Raw genomic sequence first — 25,806 nt, 5'->3', positions numbered from 1 at the left:
GTTGCGAGATTCTAACGGGATGCGGCGGCGGTCTCCGAAGTGGGGCTGGCCACAGTCGGAGTCGCGCAGACCCGGACGAATTCGTCGTAGGCGGCTCGCACATTGTCGGCCAGCTGGCGGGCCGAGGTGGCGGTCGCGCAGTCCGGGAATTCGGAGTCGGCGTCGAAATCGCACTCCATGCCCACCCGCACGATGGCATGCCAGGTCGCGGCGATCACCTGCACCGCGGCGGCGTCGGGGGTCGTGTGCAGGCGTTCGGCCAGCACCAGGGCCATCGACCGGGTCTTGGTGTCGGCGGCCTCCAGGCTCTGTGCGCGCACGGCCACATTGTCGCGGGTGATGCGCTGCATTTGCTGGAACCAGCGGAACGGCACGGGGGAGTCGCCGCCCAGGATCAGGTCGACCACCACCAGGAAGGAGTCGAGCAGGGCTTGCAGCTCATTGCCGGTGACGGGCTGGGCTCGCAACTGTTCCGCGAGTGCCTGGCCCCAGTCCTCGATCGGGGCGATGACGATGTCTTCCTTGCTCGCGAAGTAGCGGTTCACCGTGCGGGGCGAGACATCGGCTTCGGCGGCGATCTGCTCGACGGTGGTGGCGTCGAAACCCTGTGCGTCGCAAAGGTTCAGCGCCACATCGATGATCCGGTTGCGGGTCTGCTGCTTCTTGCGTTCGCGCAGGCCCGGGCGCGCGGTCAGCGTTGACGAGTCGAACATGGGCCCCATTTTAGACGCATCCCGGCGGATAGTGTCCGCTTATGCCAACTGTCGCAGTCAGACATTTTTCTCTTGACGACAAATGTCCGGCGATGCCACGATGGTGCGAGCTGTTCGAAACCCTGAGGAGAGGCTCATGTCCGCTGGGACGGCAACACTCGAGACCGGCGAAAACGTCGGCGGGACAACAGATTCCAGACGCTGGTGGGCCTTGGCGGTGATCGCCATGGCGCAGCTCATGGTGGTGCTGGACGCCACCATCGTCACCATCGCACTGCCGTTCGCGCAGCAGGACCTGCACATCAGCGACGGCGACAAACAGTGGGTGCTCACCGCCTACACGCTCATTTTCGGCGGCTTGCTGCTGCTCGGAGGCCGGCTCGCCGACTACCTCGGCCGCCGCCGCATCCTGATGATCGGCCTGATCGGTTTCGCCGGGGCGTCGGCGCTGGCCGGGCTGGCGCAGAACGCCGGGCAATTGTTCGCGGGCCGCGGTCTGCAGGGCGCGTTCGGCGCGCTGCTCGCGCCCGCCGCACTGTCGCTGGTGTCCATCACCTTCACCGAAGCCAAGGAACGCGCCCGGGCCTTCGGCGTGTTCGCAGGCGTGTCGGCGGGTGGCGCGGCCATCGGCCTGATCGCGGGCGGGGCGCTCACCGAATACGCCAACTGGCGCTGGAGCCTGCTGGTCAACGCGCCCATCGCGCTGCTCGCCCTGGCCGGAGCCTTCGCCTTCGTGATCAAGGACGTGCCCGCGCCGCGCACCGGCGGCTACGACCTGCCCGGCGCGGTCACCGGCACGCTCGGCCTCATCTCGATCGTCTACGGCTTCAGCCGCGCCGCCTCGGACGGCTGGGGCGCGGCCAGCACCCTGGCCCTGCTCATCGCCGGCTCCGCGCTGCTGGTGGCATTCGTGGTGATCGAAGCCCGCACCGCCGATCCGCTACTGCCGCTGCGCATTCCGGGTGAGATCAATCGCGGCGGTTCGTTCCTGGTGGCGCTGCTGGTGCCCATCGCCATGTTCGCCATGTTCCTGAATCTCAGCTTCTACCTGCAGATGACGCTCGGGTACTCGGCCTTGAAGGCGGGCGTGGCGTTCCTGCCGTTCCCCGCGGGCATCGTGGTGTCGGCCGGCATCGCCAGCACCCTGCTGCCGCGCATCGGACCGCGCCCGATCATGCTCGCCGGTGCGGTGCTCGGCACCGCGGGCCTGATCTACCTGGCGCAGCTCGAATTCGGGGACGGCTACGCGGCCAGTCTGCTGCCCGCCATGATCCTCATCGCCCTCGGCATGGGCGGGCTGTTCGTGGCCATGCAGGCGACCGCGCTGCATCAGGTGGAGGAGAAGGACTCCGGCGTCGCCAGCGCCCTGCTCAACGCGGCCCAGCAGGTCGGCGGATCCATCGGCACAGCACTGCTGACCACCCTCTCGGTGCAGGCGGCCGAACGCTACGCCCGCAACCACCCGACCATCGACAATGTGGTCGCCCGGGCTTCCATCCACAGCTACGACGTGGCCTTCTACATCGGCGCGGGCTTCTTCCTGGCCTGCATCCCGATCATCGCCTTCATGATCCGGGACAAGCCGGAGAACCTCCTCGAAGGACCCGAACACCAAGTGCACGTGGCGGTTTGACCCACCGCTCCGGGCCCGCCGCGCACCTCGCGGCGGGCCCGGACCCGTACTCCCGCCCGGTCGGCGCGCCGGATTCCGTACCGCCGCCGGGCAATCCGGCCGCCCGCCGCAAGCCGGCCGCAAGTCGCGGTGAATACCGCACACCGATCCTGTGCCCATGACGATGACGACGGCCCCCACCGTGGCCGACCGAGACCTCCAGCCGCGCGCCGCCGCACTGATCGCCGGCGGCGTGCTGTTCGCGATCGGCAACGGCCTGCACCCGCTGGAACACTCCGAAACCGCCGAACACGCCCCGACCTGGGTCGCCGCCCACCTGACCTTCAGCGCGGGCGCGGTCCTCATGGCGATCGGCCTGCCCCTGGTGACGGCCGCCTGGCGGCTCGCCGGAAGCAGCTGGGTGGCAAGGCTGTCCACGCTCGCGGGCGCCCTGCTCTATCTCGGCCTGACCCTGGCCATTCCCGTCGGCGCGTACCACGAGGCCTTCGTCGCCCCGCGCCTGTCCCACCACGAACAGACCGCCATCGAAGACGCGGCCCTCCCGGTGAATGGCCCGCTCGCCGCCGCTTTCCTGCTCGGCTTCCTGCTACTGGCGGCCTGCGCCCTCGCCGCCCCACGCCCACTGCTCGGCCGCCCCGCCGCCGCGGTGATCATCCTGGCCGTATTCGCCATGGCGGCGGCCGAAGCGCTGCCGGGCGCGGAGGGTCTCTGGATCATCCCCGGCACTATTGCGGTCGGCCTCGTCCTCGCCGCCTCCGGGGTGCGCGCGCTGCGGAAGTGATCCGGCGGTCGCGATACCAGGCTCGCGCCGGTCGTTCGCACTGTTAGCGAATGCACCGATCCCGCCGATGTACCACCCGTGGTGTTGGTGGAAGTGCTGGGCGCGCTGCGGGTATCGGTCGGCGGCCGCCCCGCCGTGCTGCGCGGGCCGATGCAGGGCGCGGTACTGGCGCGGCTGGTTTCGGCCGGGGGCGAAGTGGTTTCGGTCGATCGGCTCATCGAGGACCTCTGGCAGGGTGAACCGCCGCCGAAGGCATCCGGGGCGTTGCAGGCGCACATCTCGTACCTGCGGCGGTCCCTCGAACCGGAGCGGTCGCCCCGCGCCCCGGCTCGCATCCTGGTCTCCCAGGCTCCGGGATATGCCCTGCGCCTGCCGGTTTCGTCCGTCGACGCCTGGCATTTCGACCAACTGATGGCGACCGCCACCGCGGCGACGGACCCCGCCGCCCGCCATCGCGCCCTGGACGCGGCGCTGGCCCTGTGGCGCGGCCCGGCCTACGCTCCCTATTCCGATACCGCCTGGAGCGCGGCCGAGATCACCCGCCTGACCGACCTGCGCCGGACCGCCGTCGAACAACGAGCCGAAGCCGCCCTGTTCCTGGGCCGCCCCGACGAGGCCGCCGCCAGTCTCCGCCGCCTCGTCGACGAACACCCCGAACGTGAAGCCGCCGTTCGCCTCCTGGCCCTCGCCCAGTACCGCCTCGGCCGCCAGCTCGAAGCCCTGGCTACCCTCCGCGCCCTCCGCACCACTCTCAACACCGATTTCGGCATCGACCCCAGCCCGCCCTTGCGCGCTCTCGAAGCCGCCATCCTGGCTCACGACCCGTCCCTCACCCCGCCACTTCCCCCGCACCCCGCGATCGATGCGACAGCAAATTCCTCTCCGGGGCGCGTCACGTCGGCACACCTTGCCGAAACCGATACCGGCGCAACCGGATCGGCAACCCCCTCCGCGCCGGTCGGCTACCCCGGACAACGCGCCGCGCTGCTCGCCGCCGCGAACGAAGCGGCCATCGGGCACGGCCGCCTGGTGTGGCTCGAAGGTGAAGCTGGAGCCGGTAAGACCACCCTGGTCCGAGCCGTCACCGAGCAGTTGGCCGCCACTGCCTGGCGCGTGGTCATCGGCCAGTGCCCCGAGGTGGACGGCGCACCCGCCGCCTGGGCCTGGATGGAATTGCTGGACGAATTGGGCGGCGGCAACGCCGATCTCGCGGCGCATCCCACTCCGTTCGGTTTGGCTCGCGCCGTGGCGGATTGCTTGACCACCGCCGATCCGGCGGAGGCCGTCCCGGTCGTAATCGTGCTCGAGGATGCGCATCGCGCGGACAGCGCCACCCTGCAGATTCTGCGGCAGGTGGTGGCGTGGTCCGCGCGGCTGCCGGTGCTGTTCGTGGTGACCATGCGGGGTTCGGAGGCGGGGGAGGAGGTGCGGGGGACTTCGGCGGCGCTGGCGGCGGCGACGGCCGGACGGCTGGAGCTGACGGGTCTGGACGCCGCGGCGGTGCGGGTGGTGGCCGAGGCCGCGGGTTTGCGCGGGATCGATGACGGGACCGCGGAATTGGTGCGGGATCGCACCGGCGGGAATCCGCTGTTCGTGGCGGAGCTGGCGAAACTCGCCGCGGCGGAGGGGGATTTGCTCGCCGTGCCGGCCGGGGCGCGGGATGTACTGCTGCGGCGGATCGCCCGGTTGCCCGCGGCGGCGGCTCGCTTGCTGCGGCTGCTGGCGGTCTGGGGTGAAGGGGCGGACTTCGACTCGCTGCTGGAGCTGAGCGGTGAGGACGAGGAGACGCTGGTCGATCTGGTCGATACCGCCGTCGTGTCGGGGCTGTTGCGGATCGAGCGGAGTGGGCGGATCCGATTCGGGCACGCGCTGACCCGGGACGCCGTCTATGCGGGGATTCCGGCGTTGCGGCGGGCTCGCATGCATTGGACGGCATTGGCGGTCGCGGAGCGGGCGAGCGCGCCCGATCTCGACGCGCTCGCGCATCACGCCATCGTCGGAGCCAACTCCGCGAATGCGCTGCGAGCGTTGGGTTATGTGCGCGCCGCCGCCTTGCAGGCCGGCGCGCGCCGCGAATTCCCGGACGCCGAACCGCTGTGGCGCGCGGTTCTCGAGTTGTACGTCCTCGCCGGATATCTGACTGTGTTGCCGCCCGCGCTCACGGCCGCGCCGGGCGATCACCACCGGGCCGCGGGCGAAACGGTTCTGACTGCTGGGCTGGTCGATCGCCATCAGGCCGCGGGCGAAACGGTTCTGATCGCTGGGCCGGTCGATCATGATCGGGGCGCGCGCGAAACGGTTTCTACCGCCCCGCCGGTGCCCGGTTTCGGCGGCGATTCCGGTCCGTCCTGGTTGCCCGCCGGACTCGAAAGCGACGCCGTCGCAGGCATTTTGGAGTCGATGTGCGCCCTGGTCAATTCACTCGCCTACCGGGGCGACGACTCCGCCGCCCGGGGCTTGCGCGAGCAGGCGCTGGCGGTGGCCGAACGGCTGGCCGCGGCGCGACCGGGCCGCGGCGATCCGATGGCGGCGGCGCTGGGGTCCTGGCGGTCGCCGCTGATCTGGGGGACGCGGGACAAACGCCTCCCGGACGAGCGGATGGTCCGGGCGCTGGCGGCGGCGCTGGACCGTCCGCTGCCGCCCGCGACCCGGGTGCGCCTGCTGATCACCACGGTGTTCGAGGTGGAGGGTGACGACGATCCGCTGGCGTTCGCGGCCTCGGCCGAGGCGCTCGCCACGGCGCGCGCACTCGGCGATGCCGAATTGCTGTGCGCGGCCCTGAATGCCAGGGCGTTCCTGGCGCTCGGCCCGGACCTGTGGGACGAGCGGGAAGCGCTGACCACGGAACTCCGGTCGCTCGCCGGCACGGCCGGGCTGGTCGAATTCCAAGCGGTCGCGCACTTTCTGGGCTGCCTGATCGCGTGCGGCGCGAACGATCTGGCGCGAGCACGGGACGAGGCCGAGCGCGGTCTGGAATGCGCGACGGGTGGACAGCTGCGGCAATTGCTCACCGTGCTGTCGACGTTCTCGGCGGTGCTGGCCATCCTGCGCGGCGATCTGGCCGCCGCCGAGCGGATCTATGCCGAGTGCAGCGCCGATATGGTGGCGTCGGGGACGGCCAACGGCGCCGAACTCATGATCGCCGCCGCCATGGTGCTGGGCTGGGCGCGCGGCGACCTGTCCGAACTGGTCGAACCGATGGGTCGTTTCCACGCGGCCGCCCCGGGCGTCCTGGTCCATCCCTACGTGGTCGCGCTGCTGGACGCCGGTGAAAACGACCGCGCGCGAGCGGTTTTCGAGCAGGCGGGACCGATCAAGCGGGATCACTACTGGTCGGTCATGGTGGTCTTCCGGGCTCGGGCGGCGCTCCGGCTGAACGACCTCGACGGCATGCGCGAGTGCTATCGGGACATGCTGCCGCGCGCGGGCACCATGGCGGGCCTGGATACCGGTTCGGTGGTCTACGGCCCGATGGACACGGTCCTGGCGGAACTCGCCGACGCGCTCGGCGATCCCGTTGCCGCTGCCGCGCACCGCCTCCACGCGGCACAGCTCACCGCCTGCATCTCCGACCAGCTCGCCGCCCTCCCGGCCTGACCGAAGCGGAAACCGATTGCGGGCGTGCGCCACAGCCGGTTCCCGCTCACCCCTCGATCAGCCCCCGGCGATCAGGGCTTCGCGCCGGCGATGCGATCGCCCGAACCAGCGCAGCATCAGGGTGAGCACGAGCCCGCCCTCGGCCGTGGCGCGCTCCCATTCCTCGGGCGTGCACATGGCGAACATGCGGGGCAACTCGAAACTCATCTTCGCGCCCTTCCGGGCCTCGGCTTCGACGGTGCTCCACTGCTTCGCGTCCAGATAGCCGGTGATCACCGGGAAGACGGTTTTCTCCTCGTCGGCGATGTGCTCGGCGAGCAGGGCGTGCAGGCGGGAGAGGCAGCCGGTGAGGACGGCGGCGGAACCGGTGGCGGAGCGGGCGAATTCGCGGGCCTCGGTGCGGACGGCGTCGAGGATCGGGTCGAGCTGGGCGTGATCGTCCTCGAGTTCGCGCACGTCGACCGCGCCGGTGCCGCGCAGCAGCGGCCAGAGCACCTCGTCCTCGATGGTGTGATGATGGTGGATGCTGTCGCAGAGCAGCAGCAGGTAATCGGTGATGGCGGCCGCGCGTGCGGGTGTGCAGTCGGCGCGCCCGGCGGCGATATCGCGGGTGAGTTCGCACAGGCGCTGGGTGTCGGCGAGCATGGCCCGGTGGGCGAGGCGCATACCCAGCAGGTCGGGCCCGGTGGTTTCGGTCGGCATACTGGAAACAGTGGGCTGGGTCACTTGCACCCTACTTGCGAGTAACCGATGCCGCGTTCCCGCACAGCGGGGGCTGGCCGCGCGGTGAGGATGGGACCAGCAGTACGCTTGTCATGCTTGACGCCACATCGGACGTGGACCTGGTACCAGAGGCCCCCGGCCGGGCGCCGGGCGTATACGTTGTCTGTTGAACAGCTGGGGTCCGCTACAAGCGGTGCTCACCGGCCGTGCAATGGGAGCACCACCTTCCTAGGAGGACACGAAGATCCATGTCCAAGATCAAGGTTGAAGGCACCGTCGTCGAACTCGACGGCGACGAGATGACCCGGATCATCTGGCAGTTCATCAAGGACAAGCTGATCAATCCGTATCTCGATGTGAACCTCGAGTACTACGACCTCGGCATCGAAGCCCGCGACAAGACCGATGATCAGATCACCATCGACGCCGCGAACGCCATCAAGAAGCACGGCGTGGGCGTCAAGTGCGCGACGATCACCCCGGACGAGGCGCGAGTCGAGGAATTCGGCTTGAAGAAGATGTGGCGGTCGCCCAACGGCACCATCCGCAACATCCTCGGCGGCACCATCTTCCGCGCGCCGATCATCATCTCGAACGTCCCGCGTCTGGTTCCGGGCTGGACCAAGCCGATCATCATCGGCCGCCACGCCTTCGGTGACCAGTACCGTGCCACCGATTTCAAGGTGCACCAGGCGGGCACCGTCACCCTGACCTTCACGCCCGAGGACGGCTCCGAGCCGATCCAGCACGAGGTCGTGCGCATGCCGGAAGACGGCGGCGTGGTCATGGGCATGTACAACTTCCAGGAGTCCATCCGGGACTTCGCGCGGGCCTCGCTGAACTACGGCCTGCAGCAGAACTACCCGGTGTACATGTCGACCAAGAACACCATCCTCAAGGCCTACGACGGCATGTTCAAGGACACCTTCGAGGAGGTGTACCAGACCGAGTTCAAGGACGAGTTCGACGCGGCCGGTCTGACCTACGAGCACCGCCTGATCGACGATATGGTCGCCTCCGCGCTCAAGTGGGAGGGCGGCTACGTCTGGGCCTGCAAGAACTACGACGGCGACGTGCAGTCCGACACCGTGGCGCAGGGCTTCGGCTCGCTGGGTCTGATGACCTCCGTGCTGCTCACCCCGGACGGCCGCACCTGTGAGGCGGAGGCGGCGCACGGCACCGTGACGCGGCACTACCGTCAGCACCAGCAGGGCAAGCCCACCTCCACCAACCCGATCGCCTCGATCTTCGCGTGGACGCGTGGTCTGGCGCATCGCGGCAAGCTGGACAACACCCCCGAGGTGATCGGCTTCGCGCAGACCCTCGAGGACGTCGTCATCAAGACGGTCGAGGACGGGCAGATGACCAAGGATCTCGCGCTGCTGGTCGGCGGGGACCAGGGTTACCTGACCACCGAGGAGTTCCTCGGCGTGCTGGACGCCAACCTGGCGCGCGAGCTGCGCTGAGCCCCGCCTGCGGCGGGAGAGAAGCAATTCTCAGGGGCAAGCCCCTGAAACCCCGAAAGGGGAGGGAGATTCAGGGGCCGGCCCCTGAAACCCCAGGGTGAGACGCGAGGTCGCGCTCCTGAAATCGGAGCTGGGCCGAGAGGTCTCGCCTATGAAATCAAGGTGAGGCGCGAGTCGCGCTCCTGAGATCGGGAACGAGCCGTGAGGTTCGCCTCGGAACCAGGTAGCGGCCGCCAGGTCCCGGCCTTTGGACCGGGGTGACCTCAGGTCTCACCTCTGACCCGGGCATGCCGCGAGGCAAACCGGGGGCGACGGACCGAACTGGGTCCGGAGCTTGCGCTGATGCAACGTGAACAGCGCCGCAGCGGCGAACGATGGGGGCCGGGACTACCGTCCCGGCCAGGACCATCCTTCCGCCGCGCTCCGCACGGGCACCTGCCTCCACCGAATCCGGTGGGTGGGCGGGTGCCCGAACTGGTTTCCGGGGGCGGTTGCGGGGCGTGATCATGAAACGGTCATCGGGGCGCGGTGAAGATGGCGGGGGAGTAGCGGGCGGGCGCGGTTAACGCGGGGTGGGTGGCCGGGTGATTACTGGACGGCTGGCCGGAAGTGCTTGCCCGGCATGCCGATCGGCATGCGCGGTCGTGGATGTGCATCGTCCACCGGGAAACCGGTGCGGGGAACGGTGTATCGGAGGAGGAATGATGACGGGAATCGGGAACGAGCTGCGGAGCGCGGTGCGCGGGCGGGTCGTCGCGATGGGGGAGGACGGGTTCGAGCAGGCTCGGATGCCGTGGAATGTGGCGGTGGCGCAGCAGCCGGTGGCCGTGGTCGAGGTCGCGGACGTCGATGACGCGGCGGCCGTGGTGCGGTACGCGGGCCGGGCGGGGCTGGCGGTGAGCACGCAGACCACCGGGCACGGGGCGTCCACCGCGGCCGACGGGACGATTCTGGTGAAGACGCGCGCCTTGCAGGGCGTGCAGATCGACGCGCGGGCGCGGACGGCTCGGATCGGCGCGGGCATGCCCTGGCTGGATGTGCTGGGCGCGGCCGCCGAACGCGGATTGACCGGTGCGGTGGGCAGTTCCGATGTGGTGGGCGTGGCGGGCTACACGCTCGGCGGCGGCCTCGGCTGGTTCGCGCGCAGTCACGGGTACGCCGCGAACACGGTGCGTGCGTTCGAGGTGATCACCGCGGACGGCGCCCGGACCCGGGTGAGCGCCGACTCCGAACCGGACCTGTTCTGGGCCTTGCGTGGCGGCGGCGGCGATTTCGCGCTCGTCACGGAGCTGGAACTCGAACTGTTCGAAGCGGATTCGCTGTCCGGCGGTCGCATGCTGTGGCCGAGCGAGCAGGCGGAAGCGGTGCTGTCGGCCTTCCGCCGCGCCACGTTGGAAGCGCCCGAGGGCCTGAGCATCTGGTACACCGTCATCCAATTCCCGCCCTTCCCACAGCTTCCCGAACTGCTGCGCGGCCGCGCCATGGTCGCCATCGACGTGCTGGCCCAGGGCGCGGTCACCTCCCCGCTGCGCTGGTTCGAGGAGGTGCCCGGCCTGGTGCTGGACACCCGCCGCCCGCTGCTGCCCACCGAGATCGGTTCCATCTGCATGGAACCCACCGCTCCCACCCCGGCCCGCATCCGCGGCGAACTCCTCACCGATCTCGCCCCCGAAACCGCCGCCGCCCTGCTCGATGCCGTGGCCCCCGGCGGCACCCCCGCTCCGTTAGCGCTGGCTCAGCTCCGCCACCTCGGCGGCGCGATCACCCGCCCTGCCCCCGACGCGGGCTGCGCGGGCGGCATCAGCGAGCCCTACCTGCTCTCCCTCCTCGGGCCGATCCCGACCCCGGAACTGGCCGCTGTGGTCGCCGCCCGCCAGGACGCCGTCACCGCCGCCCTGCGCCCGCACCTGTCCGGCCGGAAACCATTGACCTACTTGGATTCCGGCGAATCCGTCGCAGCCGCCTTCGATCCGGAAACCCTGACCCGCCTACAGCAGATCAAGAGCAAATACGACCCCGCCGCGACTTTCCGCTCCAGCTACCCGGTCGCGAACGCCGCCGCCGGATAGGCGGGGAGGTGGCGGCCGCCACGGCTTGCCATCGCTTGGCCGGCCGGGTGCGGCTCGCGGCGGAGTGAGCGAACCCGGTAACCCGCCCGGACGTGACGAAGATCGGCGCGTGGTGAGTGAGATCACCGCGTTCGGGGGTTTCGGCCGGGTTCGCTCCGGTGTTGCGATTGGTTGTGCCGAAATCAGTTTCCGAGGCCGCCGCGCCCACCATGACCGCGTCCGATGCCACGCCGGTCGTGCGAGAGCGCGGCTGGCATATCCCCGCCATGCTGGCGCTGGCGCTGGGCGGGTTCGGCATCGGCACCACCGAATTCGTCACCATGGGTTTGCTGCCGGATATCGCGAAGACCTTCGGCGTCTCGGAACCGAGTGCCGGGCATGCCGTCTCGGCGTACGCGCTCGGCGTGGTGATCGGCGCCCCGGTGATCGCCGCGCTGTGCGCCCGGGTGCCGCGCAAACGCCTGCTGATGGTGCTGATGCTGGCGTTCACCGTGGGCAATGCCGCGTCGGTGGTGGCCCCGACCTTCCTGACCTTCACCGCGGCCCGTTTCGTCTCGGGCCTGCCGCACGGCGCGTATTTCGGCGTCGCGTCGCTGGCCGCGGCCTCGCTGGCACCGGTGGGGCAACGGGCCAAAGCGGTTGCCGCAGTTATGCTGGGTCTGAGCGCCGCCAACGTTGTCGGCGTTCCCGCCGCCACGTGGCTGGGGCAGCATCTGGGCTGGCGGGACGCTTACGTGGTGGTCGCCGTCATCGGTCTGGCCACGGTGGCCGCCATCGCGCGCTTCGTGCCGGAGCTCACCGGCATCGTCCTCACCGATCCCCGCACCGAACTCGGCGCGCTGCGCCGCCCGCAGGTGCTGCTGACCCTGCTGGTCGGCGCGGTCGGCTTCGGCGGCATGTTCGCCGTCTACACCTACATCACCACCACCCTCACCGATGTGGCCGGCATGTCCCTCGGTCTGGTCCCGATCGTGCTCATGCTGTTCGGTCTCGGCATGGTGGCGGGCAATATTCTCGGCGGCATCCTCACCGACCGCGGCGTCGACCGCGCGGTGTACGCCGCCCTGCTCTCGATGGTGGTCATCCTGGCCGCTTTCATTGCGGCGGCGCACAATCCGTTCACCGCCGCGGTGGCGGCGTTCTTCGTCGGCGCGTCCGGCGCGGCACTCGGCCCGGCCCTGCAAACCCGCCTGATGGACGTGGCGCACGACGCCCAGACCTTGGCCGCCGCCCTCAACCACGCGGCCCTCAATATCGCCAATGCCGCGGGCGCCTGGCTGGGCGGCCTGGTCATCGCCGCCGGACTCGGCTACACCGCGCCGGCGCTGGTCGGCACCGGCCTGGCGATCCTCGGCGTCCTGCTCTTCACGGTCACCGTGACCCTCGCCCGGCGCGCGGCAGCCGCCTAGCTCTGCGGCGGTTCACGATCCTGCCAGGTGCACAGGCAAACCCGGTTTCCCTCCGGGTCGGCCAGCACCCAGAAGCTCGGCGCGGCCTCGTCGCTGACCAACTCGCCGCCCGCGGCGAGCGCCGCTTCCAGGCGCGGCTGTACCTGAGCCGGTTCGATCCAGATATCCGGATGCCACCGCTGACGGGGTTCCTCGGACCCGGACTGCTGGAACCACACGGTCGGCAATGCGTCGGCCGGATCGGAGATCTCGTCCGCGAGCGCGGCCCCGGACGGGAGTTCCATCCCGAACACGGCAGCCCAGAACGGCTGTACCGCAGCCCGATCCGGCGTATCGAGAGCCAATTCCAACCGTGACACCCGCTCCGGTTCCAGCACCGCCCCGGCCTCGGCGGCAATGGCGGAGATCCGGCGCGCCAGCCGCACATCCCGCTCGGTCACCCCGCCCACATCATGGCTGCTGGACCGCACATCGATGAACCCGTACCGCAGATTCAGATCCGGATGATGATCCAGCTCCTCCGCCACCGCCCCGATCGCGTTCACCACGGCCAGCCCACCCGCGAAATCCTTTGTCCGAATCCGGGTTTGCAACCCGCCCGGCACATAAACCCACCCGTCCAGCCCCGCCTCGGCGATCTGCTTCCCGGTCAGCTTCGTCATCCAACCATCCTGCCAGCCCCGCCCCGCCGTACCGTGTGATCATGCGACTCGTCTTGGTGGGACCGCCCGGCGCGGGCAAGGGCACGCAGGCGGCATTCCTCTGTGAACGGCTGGGGATTCCGCAGATCTCCACGGGTGACATGCTGCGCGCGGCCAAGGCCGCGGGGGAACTGGCGCAGGAACACGTCGACCTGATGGCCGTCGGCGGTCTGCTGCCGGACGAGGTCGTGCTCGCGCTCGTGGCGAAGCGTGTGGAGGAACCCGACTGCGCACCCGGCTTCCTGCTCGACGGCTTCCCCCGCACCACACCCCAGGCGGCCGGCCTGGACACCGTCCTCGCCCAGCACGACCTCGCCCTGAATGCGGTTGCCGCCCTGGATATCCCGGAGGACCTGCTGATCGAACGCGCCGTCCTCCGCCGCATCGACAAGCGCACCGGCCGGATCTACCACCTGAAATACAACCCCCCACCGGCCGGCGCCGAACTCGAGCACCGCCCCGACGACCGCGAGGACGTCGTCCGCGACCGCATCGCCACCTACCGCACGATGACCGCCGACCTGCTGCCCTTCTACGCAGCCCGCGGCCTGCTGCGCCGGGTCGACGGCGTGGGATCGGTCGAGGAGGTGCGTGGCCGGGTCTTCGCCGCCCTCGGCATCACGGACTGATCATCGGTCCCCGGACCGGCGTGTCCGCCCGCCGTTACCGCGTCTTCAGGCACAGCACGCCATCGTCGTTCTTGCGATACCCGTTGCCGCCCTGCTTGGGGCATTCGTTGGCGCCATCGATATCCCTGGGAAACCAGGCCACGACTTGGGTGCGTGCGCTCGCGTCGGAGCAGGGCACCTCCTTCATCTCGACGGTGGTGACGACCCAGGGCACCTGATCGAAGCAGGTACCGATGGCGGCGTGGCGCGGTTCGGGTTCGGGTTCGGGGTCGCCGGAGGTGATGATCGCGGTCGCGAGGGCGATGAGGGCAATGACCGGGATGAGCATGCCGCCGATGGCGGACGGGCGACGGTGCAGTGGCCGGCCCGGGTCCAGCGGCGTGCGGGGTGCGCCCGGGACAGGCGGCGGCAGCCGGGCGATGGTGCTGCGGCCCTGCAGATTCGTCAGCAGCACGAAGGCGTTGAAGAACGGCGAGACCGGGCTCCACCAGCCCAGCCAGAGCCCCTTGACGGTCAAGGAGCGATAGGTGGCCAGCCCGCAGTCCCGGCAGAATGTTCCCGCCACCGTCTCCAATCGGATCCACAGCAGAAAGCCCTGGTGGCCGTTGAGACTCACGTTCACCGCCGGGACGGATCCGCAGACGCCGCAGCAGAGCCTGGCGTCCGCGGGCACCCAGCCGAACGGCAGCGGTCGTGATGGGTTGGTCGCTTCCTGGACGATCGCGGGCAGCACGGCTCCGAGCCTGCTGAGAGATATCCCGAGCACTTCGTTCTGGATCAGGCGCAGCAGTTCGCCGCGCTGGAGCCCGTCGCCCAAAGCCTGTGCGGCGGCGCTGGATTCGTCGGCGATCAAGCCGAGCGCGAGAATGCCGGCGGGCAATGGCCACAGGTCGTAGTAGCGGGCCAGGCGTTCGGCGATGCCGAGGGCGGCGGCACAGGTGCCGGTGAGGGGAATGCCGCGCCACTCGGCCGAGCTGCGATCGACCGGATCGTGGGCGATCTTGCCCGCGATGGCATCGACAGCGCCGGCGTGCAACTCGATCCGCGACCAGTGGCTCGGTTCGTCGACCCACATCAGGGCCACCAGCAGATCGCGGGTGTCGACGGAGTGCGAAACCTGTTTGCCCGCAGTGCGTAGCGCGGCAATGACGGTGGAATGCAGTGGCGCCCCGGCCAATACGCTCATAACTACCAGGCCCCGGTCGATCGGCCGCGCCCGCCCCGGCCGCGAAGCGCTCATGGTAGTCGACGGCGGAGCCTCGTACCGGGTCGTTTGCGCATGCGCACCGCCTCGGTAATCGATTGCAAACCTTGGCAAAATTTCAGCTACCGAATTGTCAGGCCGACCTTCGATCGGCCGATCGTGTGTGCTCGCCTGTCCGAGGCGATGCAACTCGGAGAACTGACGAGGCGTGAACATACACGACTGTATGTAAGTGTAAGATCGTCGCATGACCAGGTCCGCCGTCTCGAAACCGCAGCGCCGCACGCAAGAGCAGCGCAGCAACGAGATGCGGGTGCGGCTGCTCGACGCCACCATCGAATGCCTGGTGGAGTACGGGTACGCGGGCACCACTACGCCGCGGGTGGCCGAGCGCGCGGGGGTGACCCGGGGTGCGCAGGTGCATCATTTCGGTTCCAAGACGGACCTGGTCGTGGCGGCCATCAGTCATCTCGCGCAGCGGCGCACCCAGGCGGCGATGCAGGAGCTGGAGCGGGTGCGTACCGGCGACAATCCGCTGGACGCGGCACTGGACTTCATGTGGGAGCTGCATCAGGGGCCGCTGTTCATCGCGGCGATCGAACTCTGGGTGGCCGGGCGCACCGACCCGCTGCTGGCCGCCGAGATGGAGAAGGTCGAGCCGTTCGTCAACAATGCGGTGCTGGTCGCGGTGGCGCAATTGGTGCCGGATGCCATGCAGCGCAAGGAAGCTCGCGATCTGGTCTACACCGCCATGGATGTCATGCGCGGAATTCTGATGTCCAACTTCGTCTCTCCCGATCCCGATCGCGCGCAGCGGCGCTGGAAGCGGGCCGCGGCGCACCTGCGGCGGATCGCCGACGGAAGCGTGCCGGGCTTGGGGCCTGCCGCCGAATAGCCTCCGCGCCGAGCGCCGCCGGGATGCCGTCCCGGCGGCTTTTTCGTATGCGCGAAACGTACAACGCCGACTGTATGTATCGACACAACTGCCTCCGCCGCCGCCATGTCGGGGAAGCCGAGAGTCCCGGCTACCCTCTTGCGTACTTACATACAGCTTTGTATGTTTGTTTCTGTTCGGTCCAGGGGGACCGACCCTGATCTGAGGGAGTTCGATGACGAACAAGGTCTACGTCGTCGGCGTCGGCATGACGAAGTTCGAAAAGCCGGGGCGGCGCAAGAACGAAGACGGCAGCGACTGGGACTACCCCGATATGGCACGGGAGTCCGGGACCAAGGCCCTCGCCGATGCGGGGATCGACTATCGCGAGGTCGAGCAGGCGTACGTCGGCTACGTCTACGGCGAATCCACCTCCGGCCAGCGCGCGGTCTACGAACTGGGCATGACCGGCATCCCGGTGGTCAATGTCAACAACAACTGCTCCACCGGCTCCACCGCGCTCTACCTTGCGGCACAGTCGATCCGGGGCGGTCTCGCCGACTGCACCCTGGCGCTGGGCTTCGAGAAGATGCAGCCCGGTTCGCTCGGCTCCACCTGGGACGACCGCGAGCAGCCGATGGCCAAGCACATCATGGCCCTCGCCGAGATCTCCGAGGTGCTGTTCCCGGTGGCCCCGTGGATGTTCGGCGCGGCCGGCCGCGAGCACATGAAGAAGTACGGCACCACCGCCGAACACTTCGCCAAGATCGGCTACAAGAACCACAAGCACTCGGTCAACAACCCGTATTCGCAGTTCCAGGACGAGTATTCGCTCGACGACATCCTGGGCTCGCGCATGATCTACGACCCGCTGACCAAGCTGCAGTGCTCGCCGACCTCCGACGGTTCCGGCGCGGTCATCCTGGCCTCCGAGGATTTCGTGAACCGCCACGACCTCTCCGCGCAGGCGGTGGAGATCGTCGGCCAGGCCATGACCACCGATTTCCAGTCCACCTTCGATGGTTCGGCCAAGAACCTCATCGGCTACGACATGAACGTGCAAGCGGCCGAGAAGGTCTACGCGCAAGCGGGATTGGGCCCCGAGGACTTCCAGGTCATCGAGCTGCACGACTGCTTCTCCGCCAACGAGCTGCTGCTCTACGAGGCCCTGGGCCTGGCCAAGGAGGGCGAGGCCGGCCATCTGATCGACGCGGGCCAGACCACCTACGGCGGCAAATGGGTGGTGAACCCCTCCGGCGGGCTCATCTCCAAGGGACACCCTTTGGGCGCAACGGGTTTGGCGCAGTGCAGCGAACTCACCTGGCAGCTGCGCGGCACCGCCGACAAGCGGCAGGTGAACGACGTCACCGCCGCCCTCCAGCACAATATCGGGCTCGGCGGCGCGGCCGTCGTCACCGCCTACCAGCGCGCCGACCGCTGATCGAATCCCCGCATCCTGGGAAATCTCCACTTTCGAAGAAAGAGGCACATCATGGGCCACATCGAAGCCAGCCGTGAACTGACCGCCACCCCCGACGCCCTGTGGGCCGTCGTCTCCGATCCGCAGACCTGGGACAAGTGGTTCTCCATCCACGAGCGCTGGATGGAGGAGCCGCCGGCCGTGCTCGCCCCCGGCGCCAAGCTGACCGCCAAGATCCTCATGCTCGGCATGGCCAACAAGATCGAGTGGGTGGTGGAGAGCGTCGACACCCCGAATCGCCTGGTGCTCAGCGGCACCGGCATGGCCGGCGTCAAGGTGCAGTTCGGTTTCGACATCGCCCCCGAGGGCAGCGGCTCGAAGTTCTCCGTCTCCGGCGACTTCGAAGGCGCGCTGATCAAGGGCGCGCTCGGCAAGGCCGTCGAGAAGGACGGGCTGACCCAGCTCGACAAGACCCTCACCGCCCTCGACGCCCTGGCCACCGCGGCCTGATCGCGAAGGGAAAACCCATGACCGACAAGGTCATTCGCTTCGATCCTGCCGGGCTGAACGTCTGGAGCGACGAGGAACGGTTCGAGGTCACCGCGGAGCGTATCGCCGAATACGCCGCCGCCACCAACGACCCCATCGAAGCGCATCTCAAAGGCGAAGTGGCGCCGCCGATCTTCGGCATCGTCCCGGTCTTCGAGGCCATGATGATGCCGGTGCTCGAAGTGGTGCCGATGGAGATCTTCGGCCGGGTCGTGCACGGGGAGCAGGACTTCCACTTCCACCGCCCGATCCGGCCCGGTGATCAGCTGGTTTCGCGCGCCAAGGCCATCGGGTACGAGGGCAAGTCGAACGGCTCCACCATCACCATTCTCATCGAATGCCGGGCCGAGGACGGGGAACTGGTCAACGAGCAGTACCTGACCGCGTTCTTCCGCAATATCGATATCGGTGAGCAGGTCGGCGACAGCGCCCCCGCGCACCGGCTGGACGCCGAACTGGCGAAATCGCCTGCGCAGCACACTGTTCCGGCGCACGTCGATCCGGATCAGACGTACCGGTACTCCCCGGCGTCCGGCGATCCGGTGCCGCTGCACCTGGACGAGCAGGTGGCCAAGGACGCCGGTCTGCCCGGCATCATCGCGCACGGCCTGTGCACTATGGCCATGTCCTCGTGGGGCGTGCTCACCACGGTCGGCGGCTCGGATGTGGAGCGGCTCAAGCGTTTCGCCGTCCGCTTCTCCAAGATGGTGTTCCCCGGCGACGACCTGGAGACCCAGATCTGGGCGACCGGCAGCAAGGGCGGGGAAACCACCTACGCCTTCCGCACCGTGCGCGGTGACGACGTAGTTCTCGGCGACGGCCTGGCCGTCATCGCCGACTGATTCTTAATCGAGGAGATATTCATGGGTGCACTCGAGGGACGGGTCGCGATCATCACCGGCGCGGGCCGCGGCATCGGGCGTGAGCACGCGCTGCTGTTCGCCCGCGAAGGCGCGGCCGTGGTCGTCAACGATCTCGGCGGCAGCAACGAAGGGGTGGGCGCCGACAGCGGGCCCGCACACGAGGTCGTCGCGGAGATCACCGCCGCAGGGGGGCGGGCGATCGCCAATTCCGACAACGTGGCGGACTGGCAGGGCGCGAAGAACCTGGTCGACCAGGCGGTTTCGGAGTTCGGCCGGCTGGACGTGGTGGTGAACAACGCGGGCATCCTGCGCGATGCCTTCATCGCCGGCATGGACGAGGCGCAGTGGGACGCGGTCGTGGCCGTGCACCTCAAGGGCCACGCCGCCGTGCTGCGTCATGCCGCCGGGTACTGGAAGGAACAGTCCAAGGCGGGCAATCAGCCCAATGCCGCGGTCATCAATACCGCCTCCGCGTCCGGCACCACCGTGCCGAATGCCGGGCAGGGCAACTACGGCGCCGCCAAGGCCGGTATCGCCGCGCTCACCCTGGTCGCCGCCGACGAGCTGGCCCGCTACGGGGTGCGCGTGAACGCCATCGCGCCGATCGCCCGCACCCGGCTCACGCTGGCCACGCCGGGCATGGGTGACATGATGAAAGCGCAGGAAGCGGGCCTGGAGGAGGGCGAGTTCGACGCCTTCAGCCCGGCCAATATCTCCCCGCTGGTCGCCTACCTGGCCACCGAGAAGTGCCCGATCACCGGCAAGGTGTTCGCGGTGCAGGGCGGCGCCATCTCGGAACTGGCGGGCTGGCACGACGTGAAGACCATCGAAACCGAAGGCCCGTGGTCGGTCGACGATATCGGCGCGCGCCTGCCCTGAATCAGGTTGGAGAACAACGATGTTCGAATGGTCCGAGACCGATGAACTGATCCGCGACGCGGTACGCGGGTTCATCGACAAGGAGATCCGCCCGCACCTGGATGCCCTGGACAGCGGCGAGATGCTGCCGTACCCGATCATCCGGAAACTATTCGGCGAGTTCGGGATCGACGCCCTGGGGGAGGAGTCGGTCACCAAACTGCTCGCCAAGCAGCGCAAGCGGGAGGAAGCGCTGGCCGCGGGAGAACCGTTGCCGGAGAAGAAGTCCGGCGGTGGCGACGGCGGCGCCTTCGCCGGCCAGGAATCGCTGATGGCGGTGCTGGTCAGCGAACTGTCCGGGGTCTGCATGGGCCTGGTCACCGCCATGGGCGTGAGCATCGGTCTCGGCGCCACCACCATTCTCGGGCGCGGCACGCTCGCCCAGAAGGAACGCTGGGTGGCCGATATCGTGACCATGAAGAAGGTCGCGGCCTGGGCCATCACCGAACCGGATTCCGGATCGGACGCCTTCGGCGGCATGAAGACCTATGTGCGGCGCGACGGTGAGGACTACATCCTCAACGGCCAGAAGACCTTCATCACCAATGGTCCCTACGCCGACACCGTCATCGTCTACGCCAAGCTCGACGAGGGCGACGGCGCGGACAAACGCGATCGCAAGGTGCTGACCTTCGTGCTCGACAAGGGCATGGAGGGCTTCACCCAGGGCAGGCCGTTCAAGAAGATGGGCCTGCACGCCTCGCCCACCGGCGAATTGTTCTTCGACAATGTGCGATTGAGCAAGGACCGGCTGCTGGGGGAGACCGAGGAGCACAAGGGCGGGGACGGACGGGAAAGCGCCCGTTCGAGTTTCACCGCCGAGCGCATCGGCGTCGCGTTCATGGCGCTGGGCATCGTGAACGAATGTCACCGCCGCTGTGTGGAATACGCGAAGACCCGCAAGCTGTGGGGGCAGGAGATCGGGCGCTTCCAGCTGGTGCAGCTCAAGCTCGCCAAGATGGAAGTCGCGCGGATCAATGTGCAGAACATGGTGTTCATGGCCCTGGAGCGGTCCCGCGCCGGCAAGCCGCCGACACTGGCCGAGGCCTCGGCGATGAAACTGTACTGCTCGGAGATCGCTACCGAGGTCGCGATGGACGCCGTGCAGCTCTTCGGCGGCAACGGGTACATGTCCGAGTACCACGTCGAGCAGCTGGCCCGGGACGCCAAGTCGTTGATGATCTACGCGGGTTCCAACGAGATCCAGGTGACGCACGTGGCCAAGGGGCTGCTGGCGCAGTAGGGGACGAGAACCACCGAACCACAACATCTCTCACGAAACGGAGTCACCGCCCGTGACCTCGGAGCCGGCCACGCTGTGCCACGCTTTCCAAATCACCGCCGCCCGTGATCCCGATGCCATCGCCCTGCGTGACGCGGGCGGCGGCATCACGGTGACCTGGCGGGAGTACGCGCGGCGGGTGCGCGCCATTGCCGCCGGGCTGGCCGGACTCGGCGTCGGTCCGGGCGACACGGTGGCGATCATGCTCACCAATCGTCCGGAGTTCCATCTGGTGGATACCGCCGTGCTGCACGCGGGGGCGACGCCGTTCTCCGTGTACAACACCAATCCGGCGGAGATGCTCGCCTACCTGTTCGGGAACGCGGGCAATCGGATCGTGGTGTGCGAGCGGCAGTTCGTGCCGGTGGTGCTGGCGGCCAAGGAGCTGGGCGGGAAGGTCGAGCACGTCGTGTGTGTCGACGGCGCGATCGACGGGACCATCGGGCTGGATGCGGTGGAAGCCGCGCCGGCTGCGGAGTTCGACTTCGAAAGCGCTTGGCGCGCAGTGCGTCCCGAGGATCTGCTGACCATCGTCTACACCTCCGGCACCACCGGCCCGCCCAAGGGGGTGGAGCTGACCCATGCCAACTTCATCGCCAATGCCCGCATTGTGGAGGAGTTCGGCGGGGTCGACGGGCGGGACCGGGTCATTTCGTACCTGCCGGACGCGCACGCCGCCAACCGATGGTTCGCGCACTACGGCAATCTGCTTAAAGGCGTGCAGCTGACGACCCTGTCCGACCCCAAGCAGGCGATCGCGACCTTGACCGAGGTGCGGCCCACGGTTTTCCTTGCCGTGCCGCGCATCTGGGTGAAGGTCAAAGCGGCCATCGAAGCGCAGATCGCCGCGGAACCCAGCCCCGTCAAACGAGCGCTGGCCGAATGGGCGATCGGCGTGGGGCGGGCGCGGGCGCGGCTGGCTTCGGCGGGCCGGAAACCCGGAGCGGCGCTGGCATTGCAATACGCCGTCGCCGATCGCCTGGTGCTGTCGCGCATTCGCACCCGCATGGGGCTCGATCAGGTGCGGCTCGGAGTGACCGGCGCCGCCCCGCTCGCCCCGGAAGCGCTGGAATTCGTTCTGGGCCTGGGCATTACGGTGTGCGAGGCGTACGGCATGACCGAATGCACCGCGGGCGCCACGGTCAACCGGCCGGGCCGGATCCGCATCGGCACGGTCGGCACCGCCCTGCCGGGCACCGAGATCCGGCTCGCCGACGACGGCGAGGTGCTGGTGCGCGGGGCGAATGTAATGCGCGGCTACCGCAACGATCCCGAACAGACCGCCGCCGCCGTCGATGCCGACGGCTGGCTGCACACCGGCGATATCGGAACCCTCGACGCGGACGGTTATCTCTCGATCGTCGATCGCAAGAAGGAACTCATCATCAACGCGGCGGGCAAGAACATGTCGCCCGCCAATATCGAGAACGCCATCGCCGTCGCCACCCCGCTGGCCGGACCGGTGGCGGTGATCGGCGACGCCCGTCCCTACAACACCGCGCTGATCTGCCTCGATCCCGACGCGGCAGCGGCATTCGCCGAACGGCACGCCATCCCCGATCGCTCGCTGTCCGCACTGGCGGTGAATCCGCTGGTGCGCACCGAGATTCAAGCCGGAGTCGACGCCGCCAACGCCACCCTCTCCCGCGTCGAGCAGATCAAGAAGTACACGGTGATCGGCGAGAGCTGGGAGCCCGGCACCACCCACCTCACCCCGACCGGCAAGCTCCGCCGCAAACCGATCGCCGTCACCTACGCCGACGCCATCGAGTCCATGTACGCCTGATCGGTGGCCGGCACGCGGCGTGCCCGCGACGGTTGTCCCGGGAGCCATCGACGGCTGTGCGGCCGGCGCTGGGCGCGGGAAAGCCGTGAACCTGCTACCCGTGCCGTCGCACTCTTCCGATCCGATGCCCGTCCGCGCGGCGCTGCCCGAATAACTTCTCGCACAACGGGAGTGACAATGCCGTCACCTGTAAACGGCGAATCCGCCGGAGTAACCGAAGAACTCACCACCTACGGTCGCACTCGTACCCGCGCGCTGCGGGTCGACGGCCGTGGCCTGCCGATCGTGCTGCTGCACGGTTTCGCCGACGACGCCGATACCTGGCGCGGTGTACTCGCCGGATTGGCCCGGCGCGATCGCAGTGCGCTGGCGGTGGATGCCGCCGGCTTCGGCCGGGCCGATCCGTTCGACGCCGGTCCGCTACTGCCGCAGCTCGACGATTTCGTGGACGGCCTGCTCGCAACGACGGGACCCGCTGTGCTGGTGGGCAATTCGCTCGGTGTCGCCATGTCCCTGCGGGCGGCGCACCGGCATCCCGCCTCGGTCCTGGGCATAGTCGCCCTGGACGAGCCGATCCTCTCCCGCGACCGGCTGGCCCGTTTCGCGCGCGGCCGCATCGCACCCCGTGCCGCCCGGGCGCTGCGCCGCCTTCCGGTACCCGCGCCACTGGTCCGGCGCGTGATCATCACGGGCGGCCGCTATCTGCTGTGGGGCCGCCCTCGCACGGCGGACCGAGAACTGCTCGCGATCTGGGCCGCCAAGTACGGCACCATGTCCGAACTGTCGTGGCTGGCGGAGTACGCCACCCGTTTCGCCCACGAGACCGTGGCCGGCTATCCCGAACTCACCGTCGCCTGTCCGGTGGCCGTCGTACACGGTGCACGCGACCGGATCATTCCCGTACAGGCGAGCCGTGACCTGCACGCCCGGCTGGCGGACAGCGAACTGACGGTACTGCCGCACGCCGGGCACTGCCCGCAACTCGACGATCCGGACGGAATCGCCGCGCTGATCGCCGATTTCGTCGACCGCAAGGTGATTCCGCCGCAGGACGCGGTGGGCTGACTCCGGCGGGATGCCGAATATCGCGAAGGTCAGACCGCCCGCAGCCGAGTACGGCTCGCGTACACGTGCTCCGCGATCAGCGTCGCGATCCGGTCCGGTGCTTCCAGCATCGGCACATGCCCCACATCGTGCACCAGGATGCGGTCCGCCCACTCCGGCAGCTCCTCCAGGAACCGCCGCGCGTACACCCGATTCGGGATCACCCGGTCCTTCTCGCACATGAGCAGCCGCACCGGCGTTTTCAGCGTGGACAGGTCCTCCAGCGCCGGATACCGCACCGAACCGGCGATCATCGGCAGCATGGCCTTGCAGTTCATGGCCGAGGTGATGGCCGCTTCGATCGCGCGCCGGGGCGCATTGCCGGTGTTCTTGCTCAAGATCATCGCCACCGCCTGCCGCACCGGCGCGCTGAACGCGATGGCGTGCGGCAGATGCTTGCCGATCTCCACGAACGGCACCAGCGACAGGAACTTGGCCCCGATCCGGAACTGGGTGACGGACGGCGATTGCCAGCCGCCCGCCGGGGCGATAGCGGTGAGCGTGCGGGCCCGCCCGCGCCGGGCCAGTTCGAACCCCACCCAGCCGCCGAGCGAATTGCCGGCGATATGGCAGGTCCGCCAGCCCAATTCGTCCAACTGGTCCTCGACCCGGTCGGCAAGGGTACTGACATCGAGATACCAGCCCTCGAAATCTGGTCCGCCCCAATGCCCCGTGAATGCCGGAGCGAACACCTCGCAATGCCCGGCCATGCGTTGCGCCACCTGCTCCCAGCAGTGCGGCGACATCATGAACCCGTGCAACAGGAGCAGCGGGTCTCCGGACCCGATGTGAATCGCCTTCATGGGCGCGAGCGGGGGTGTGGGCTGAGCGGTGCCTGACGTCATCGTCGTCACCCCTTCCTGGACCTCGATGTCCGCGGAGAAGTGTGGATGACCGCATTGTACGGTCGTAGGGTGGCCAACATCCTCAGTACAGTCAACGTGAACGGGGTCCGTGCGGCGGCAGGCAAAGGACTGCTCCCCTGGCTAGCGGCCACCGAAGCCGATTTCATCTGCCTCCAGGAGACCCGCGCGACCGACGAGCAAACGCGTAGCGCGCTGGCTCCCGCCCTGGATGCCGGCTGGATTCTCAGCCATGCCGAACCCGGCGTGAAGGGCCGCGCCGGCGTCGCCATCCTCTCCCGCCGCGAACCCGAGGCCGTCCGCGTCGGCGTCGGCACGGACGTCGACGGAACCTGGACCCCGGTAGCGGAATTCGCCGAAACCGGCCGCTATATCGAAGCCGACTTCGGCGATCTCACCGTGGCCAGCGTCTACGTCCACACCGGCGAAGCCGACACCCCCATGCAGGACGAGAAATACCGCTTCCTCGACGCCGTCGGCGCCCGCATGACCGCCATCACCCGCGATTTCGTCATCAGCGGCGACTGGAACATCGGCCACACCGAACTCGACATCAAGAACTGGAAAGGCAATCTCAAGAACGCCGGTTTCCTCCCCGGCGAACGCGCCTGGGTCTCCTCGATGCTCGCGGCCGGCTACGTGGACGTGGTCCGCGAACTCCACCCGGGCGTCCCCGGCCCCTACTCCTGGCACTCCTACCGCGGCCGCGCCTTCGACAACGACGCCGGCTGGCGCATCGACTACCAGCTCGCCCGCGGTGAAATCGCCACCCGCGCCAAACAAGCCGTGGTGGAGCGCGCCGCCACCTACGCCGAGCGCTGGTCGGACCACGCCCCCGTGACGGTCCAGTACCGGTGAATCGGTTTCGAGGATGCTGCGGGCTGCGTCCGCAGCATCCTCGCCGTGATCAGCTGCCGCTGCTGCTTCCGGTGCCCCCGGTCTTGTAGAAGTACCAGTTGCCGGCCTGCGGGCCCAGGCCGAGATGGCAGCCGGAGTCGGAGTAACCCGCCTGCTGCGCCGCGGCGGCACAGTCGCCGAAGTTGGCGTAGGGGCCGTCGGTCAGCGCGTCGGCGCCGGCGGTCGCGGTAAGGGCTGCCGTTGCGCCGGTGGCGATCACCGCGGCTGCCAGGAATTTGACGAACATCGAAAATTACCTCCGAATCGAGTCCCGCCACTCACACGAGTGACAGGCATCGACAACCTATGGGACCGCTTGCCGATG

General features: G+C 68.7%; 22 protein-coding genes. 16 read left to right on the top strand and 6 right to left on the bottom strand.

Translation table 11 applies throughout. The features are described from left to right. Positions 1-11 precede the first annotated feature (11 nt). A complete protein-coding gene (locus NY1_RS30970) occupies positions 12-713 on the bottom strand; it encodes a TetR/AcrR family transcriptional regulator (RefSeq protein ID WP_067720689.1) in 702 nt (233 codons plus the stop codon). Between the two features lie 136 nt (positions 714-849). Here NY1_RS30970 and NY1_RS30965 point away from each other — a divergent pair, with 136 nt between their 5' ends. The 3 genes from NY1_RS30965 (at position 850) to NY1_RS30955 (ending at position 6,724) form a co-directional block, all read left to right on the top strand. Further along, positions 850-2,346: an MFS transporter gene (locus NY1_RS30965; RefSeq protein ID WP_067720688.1), complete on the top strand. Its 1,497-nt coding sequence runs from the start codon at positions 850-852 to the stop codon at positions 2,344-2,346. A 157-nt stretch (positions 2,347-2,503) separates the two neighbouring features. Beyond that, positions 2,504-3,127 (top strand): hypothetical protein, encoded by a 624-nt coding sequence (locus NY1_RS30960; protein ID WP_157762571.1) that lies wholly within the window; start codon positions 2,504-2,506, stop codon positions 3,125-3,127. 78 nt (positions 3,128-3,205) lie between these two features. Then, positions 3,206-6,724: an ATP-binding protein gene (locus NY1_RS30955; protein WP_067720686.1), complete on the top strand. Its 3,519-nt coding sequence runs from the start codon at positions 3,206-3,208 to the stop codon at positions 6,722-6,724. 57 nt (positions 6,725-6,781) lie between these two features. Here the strand turns inward: NY1_RS30955 and NY1_RS30950 are convergent, their stop codons facing one another. After that, a complete protein-coding gene (locus tag NY1_RS30950; RefSeq protein WP_067720696.1) occupies positions 6,782-7,426 on the bottom strand; it encodes a hemerythrin domain-containing protein in 645 nt (214 codons plus the stop codon). A 269-nt stretch (positions 7,427-7,695) separates the two neighbouring features. On the opposite strand from NY1_RS30950, the gene NY1_RS30945 reads away from it, so the two are divergent. The 3 genes from NY1_RS30945 to NY1_RS30935 all read left to right on the top strand — a co-directional run bounded on the left by NY1_RS30945 (position 7,696) and on the right by NY1_RS30935 (position 12,391). After that, positions 7,696-8,913, top strand: coding sequence for an NADP-dependent isocitrate dehydrogenase (locus tag NY1_RS30945; protein ID WP_067544012.1), 1,218 nt, complete (start codon positions 7,696-7,698; stop codon positions 8,911-8,913). A 704-nt stretch (positions 8,914-9,617) separates the two neighbouring features. Next, positions 9,618-10,982 carry an FAD-binding oxidoreductase gene (locus NY1_RS30940; protein ID WP_067720695.1) on the top strand — a complete coding sequence of 455 codons (1,365 nt, stop codon included), beginning with the start codon at positions 9,618-9,620 and terminating at the stop codon, positions 10,980-10,982. A 209-nt stretch (positions 10,983-11,191) separates the two neighbouring features. Further along, positions 11,192-12,391 (top strand): MFS transporter, encoded by a 1,200-nt coding sequence (locus NY1_RS30935; RefSeq protein WP_084535651.1) that lies wholly within the window; start codon positions 11,192-11,194, stop codon positions 12,389-12,391. Here the strand turns inward: NY1_RS30935 and NY1_RS30930 are convergent. Further along, positions 12,388-13,053 carry a 4a-hydroxytetrahydrobiopterin dehydratase gene (locus NY1_RS30930; protein WP_067720685.1) on the bottom strand — a complete coding sequence of 222 codons (666 nt, stop codon included), beginning with the start codon at positions 13,051-13,053 and terminating at the stop codon, positions 12,388-12,390. The two genes, NY1_RS30935 and NY1_RS30930, sit on opposite strands and share 4 nt — an antisense overlap. A gap of 41 nt (positions 13,054-13,094) precedes the next feature. On the opposite strand from NY1_RS30930, the gene NY1_RS30925 reads away from it, so the two are divergent. Next, a complete protein-coding gene (locus NY1_RS30925) occupies positions 13,095-13,721 on the top strand; it encodes an adenylate kinase (protein ID WP_067720684.1) in 627 nt (208 codons plus the stop codon). Between the two features lie 34 nt (positions 13,722-13,755). On the opposite strand, the gene NY1_RS30920 is transcribed toward NY1_RS30925, so the two are convergent. Further along, entirely contained in the window at positions 13,756-14,907 is a 1,152-nt protein-coding gene (locus tag NY1_RS30920) for a hypothetical protein (RefSeq protein ID WP_067720683.1), read from the bottom strand. Between the two features lie 265 nt (positions 14,908-15,172). Between NY1_RS30920 and NY1_RS30915 the strand changes: the two genes are divergently transcribed. From NY1_RS30915 to NY1_RS30880, 8 genes are all read left to right on the top strand, one after another. After that, a complete protein-coding gene (locus NY1_RS30915) occupies positions 15,173-15,820 on the top strand; it encodes a TetR/AcrR family transcriptional regulator (protein ID WP_067720682.1) in 648 nt (215 codons plus the stop codon). A 214-nt stretch (positions 15,821-16,034) separates the two neighbouring features. Continuing rightward, positions 16,035-17,240: a lipid-transfer protein gene (locus NY1_RS30910; protein ID WP_067720681.1), complete on the top strand. Its 1,206-nt coding sequence runs from the start codon at positions 16,035-16,037 to the stop codon at positions 17,238-17,240. Positions 17,241-17,291: 51 nt separating this feature from the next. After that, positions 17,292-17,729, top strand: coding sequence for a type II toxin-antitoxin system Rv0910 family toxin (locus NY1_RS30905; protein ID WP_067720680.1), 438 nt, complete (start codon positions 17,292-17,294; stop codon positions 17,727-17,729). A 17-nt stretch (positions 17,730-17,746) separates the two neighbouring features. Continuing rightward, positions 17,747-18,610 carry a MaoC/PaaZ C-terminal domain-containing protein gene (locus NY1_RS30900; RefSeq protein WP_067720679.1) on the top strand — a complete coding sequence of 288 codons (864 nt, stop codon included), beginning with the start codon at positions 17,747-17,749 and terminating at the stop codon, positions 18,608-18,610. 21 nt (positions 18,611-18,631) lie between these two features. Further along, on the top strand, positions 18,632-19,510 hold the full coding sequence (locus NY1_RS30895) for an SDR family oxidoreductase (RefSeq protein ID WP_067720678.1): 879 nt from the start codon (positions 18,632-18,634) through the stop codon (positions 19,508-19,510). Between the two features lie 19 nt (positions 19,511-19,529). Beyond that, positions 19,530-20,792: an acyl-CoA dehydrogenase family protein gene (locus NY1_RS30890; RefSeq protein WP_067720677.1), complete on the top strand. Its 1,263-nt coding sequence runs from the start codon at positions 19,530-19,532 to the stop codon at positions 20,790-20,792. A gap of 52 nt (positions 20,793-20,844) precedes the next feature. Continuing rightward, on the top strand, positions 20,845-22,617 hold the full coding sequence (locus NY1_RS30885; protein WP_067720676.1) for an AMP-dependent synthetase/ligase: 1,773 nt from the start codon (positions 20,845-20,847) through the stop codon (positions 22,615-22,617). Between the two features lie 177 nt (positions 22,618-22,794). Further along, the gene (locus tag NY1_RS30880) at positions 22,795-23,682 is read left to right on the top strand and encodes an alpha/beta fold hydrolase (RefSeq protein ID WP_067720675.1); all 888 of its coding nucleotides are present in this window, start codon (positions 22,795-22,797) and stop codon (positions 23,680-23,682) included. Positions 23,683-23,711: 29 nt separating this feature from the next. Here NY1_RS30880 and ephH read toward each other — a convergent pair whose 3' ends face one another. Next, positions 23,712-24,566, bottom strand: a complete 855-nt coding sequence (gene ephH / locus NY1_RS30875) for an epoxide hydrolase EphH (protein ID WP_067720674.1) — start codon at positions 24,564-24,566, stop codon at positions 23,712-23,714. 69 nt (positions 24,567-24,635) lie between these two features. Here ephH and NY1_RS30870 point away from each other — a divergent pair, with 69 nt between their 5' ends. Continuing rightward, complete coding sequence (locus tag NY1_RS30870; RefSeq protein WP_233434566.1) at positions 24,636-25,442, top strand: exodeoxyribonuclease III; 807 nt, start codon at positions 24,636-24,638, stop codon at positions 25,440-25,442. A gap of 49 nt (positions 25,443-25,491) precedes the next feature. Here NY1_RS30870 and NY1_RS30865 read toward each other — a convergent pair whose 3' ends face one another. Beyond that, the gene (locus NY1_RS30865) at positions 25,492-25,728 is read right to left on the bottom strand and encodes a hypothetical protein (RefSeq protein ID WP_067720672.1); all 237 of its coding nucleotides are present in this window, start codon (positions 25,726-25,728) and stop codon (positions 25,492-25,494) included. Positions 25,729-25,806 lie beyond the last annotated feature (78 nt).

The sequence above is a fragment of the Nocardia yamanashiensis NBRC 100130 genome (assembly GCF_001613325.1).
GTDB lineage: Bacteria > Actinomycetota > Actinomycetes > Mycobacteriales > Mycobacteriaceae > Nocardia > Nocardia yamanashiensis.
This window is presented reverse-complemented; position numbering and strand designations above follow the sequence as displayed.

Excerpts from the sequence above, each read along its gene's own strand:
- NY1_RS30960 (WP_157762571.1), top strand. The coding sequence starts at position 2,504 with ATGACGATGACGACGGCCCCCACCGTGGCCGACCGAGACCTCCAGCCG.
- NY1_RS30880 (WP_067720675.1), top strand. The coding sequence starts at position 22,795 with ATGCCGTCACCTGTAAACGGCGAATCCGCCGGAGTAACCGAAGAACTC.
- NY1_RS30945 (WP_067544012.1), top strand. The coding sequence starts at position 7,696 with ATGTCCAAGATCAAGGTTGAAGGCACCGTCGTCGAACTCGACGGCGAC.
- NY1_RS30865 (WP_067720672.1), bottom strand. The coding sequence starts at position 25,728 with ATGTTCGTCAAATTCCTGGCAGCCGCGGTGATCGCCACCGGCGCAACG.
- ephH (WP_067720674.1), bottom strand. The coding sequence starts at position 24,566 with ATGACGTCAGGCACCGCTCAGCCCACACCCCCGCTCGCGCCCATGAAG.
- NY1_RS30905 (WP_067720680.1), top strand. The coding sequence starts at position 17,292 with ATGGGCCACATCGAAGCCAGCCGTGAACTGACCGCCACCCCCGACGCC.
- NY1_RS30915 (WP_067720682.1), top strand. The coding sequence starts at position 15,173 with ATGACCAGGTCCGCCGTCTCGAAACCGCAGCGCCGCACGCAAGAGCAG.
- NY1_RS30970 (WP_067720689.1), bottom strand. The coding sequence starts at position 713 with ATGTTCGACTCGTCAACGCTGACCGCGCGCCCGGGCCTGCGCGAACGC.
- NY1_RS30910 (WP_067720681.1), top strand. The coding sequence starts at position 16,035 with ATGACGAACAAGGTCTACGTCGTCGGCGTCGGCATGACGAAGTTCGAA.
- NY1_RS30965 (WP_067720688.1), top strand. The coding sequence starts at position 850 with ATGTCCGCTGGGACGGCAACACTCGAGACCGGCGAAAACGTCGGCGGG.
- NY1_RS30900 (WP_067720679.1), top strand. The coding sequence starts at position 17,747 with ATGACCGACAAGGTCATTCGCTTCGATCCTGCCGGGCTGAACGTCTGG.
- NY1_RS30925 (WP_067720684.1), top strand. The coding sequence starts at position 13,095 with ATGCGACTCGTCTTGGTGGGACCGCCCGGCGCGGGCAAGGGCACGCAG.
- NY1_RS30890 (WP_067720677.1), top strand. The coding sequence starts at position 19,530 with ATGTTCGAATGGTCCGAGACCGATGAACTGATCCGCGACGCGGTACGC.
- NY1_RS30940 (WP_067720695.1), top strand. The coding sequence starts at position 9,618 with ATGACGGGAATCGGGAACGAGCTGCGGAGCGCGGTGCGCGGGCGGGTC.
- NY1_RS30920 (WP_067720683.1), bottom strand. The coding sequence starts at position 14,907 with ATGAGCGTATTGGCCGGGGCGCCACTGCATTCCACCGTCATTGCCGCG.
- NY1_RS30935 (WP_084535651.1), top strand. The coding sequence starts at position 11,192 with ATGACCGCGTCCGATGCCACGCCGGTCGTGCGAGAGCGCGGCTGGCAT.
- NY1_RS30950 (WP_067720696.1), bottom strand. The coding sequence starts at position 7,426 with ATGCCGACCGAAACCACCGGGCCCGACCTGCTGGGTATGCGCCTCGCC.
- NY1_RS30930 (WP_067720685.1), bottom strand. The coding sequence starts at position 13,053 with ATGACGAAGCTGACCGGGAAGCAGATCGCCGAGGCGGGGCTGGACGGG.
- NY1_RS30895 (WP_067720678.1), top strand. The coding sequence starts at position 18,632 with ATGGGTGCACTCGAGGGACGGGTCGCGATCATCACCGGCGCGGGCCGC.